Source organism: Halorubellus amylolyticus (genome assembly GCF_034808145.1).
GTDB lineage: Archaea > Halobacteriota > Halobacteria > Halobacteriales > Natrialbaceae > Halorubellus.
Genome location: NZ_JAXHGM010000075.1, coordinates 1 through 263, shown reverse-complemented (window position 1 = coordinate 263; position 263 = coordinate 1). Strand labels below are relative to the sequence as shown.

The window sequence follows — 263 nt, the reverse complement described above, 5'->3', positions numbered from 1 at the left end:
AGCGCCGACGCCTACTCGCTGAACTTGCGCGGGACCGTCGGCGACTCCGGTGCGACCGTCGTCATGGACGGCGACGGGACCATCGTCTTCGACGACCAGTTCTCCTCGGTGTTCTTCGGCGAGAGCTACGACGCGAACCGTGCCGGGGAGATCACGGGCGTCGCCGGCGGCAGCAGCAACGACAGCGCGGCGCTCACGGCGAGCTCGCCCGACAGCGTCCTCGACAGCAGCTCCTACGGCCTCAGGGACGCCTACGTGGCCGG

At 70.0% G+C, this 263-nt stretch carries 1 protein-coding gene; it reads left to right on the top strand.

What is annotated here, in order from left to right:
- Nucleotides 1-263 (top strand): hypothetical protein (locus SM754_RS20315; protein ID WP_323677956.1); only part of this gene is annotated, 263 nt, incomplete at both ends.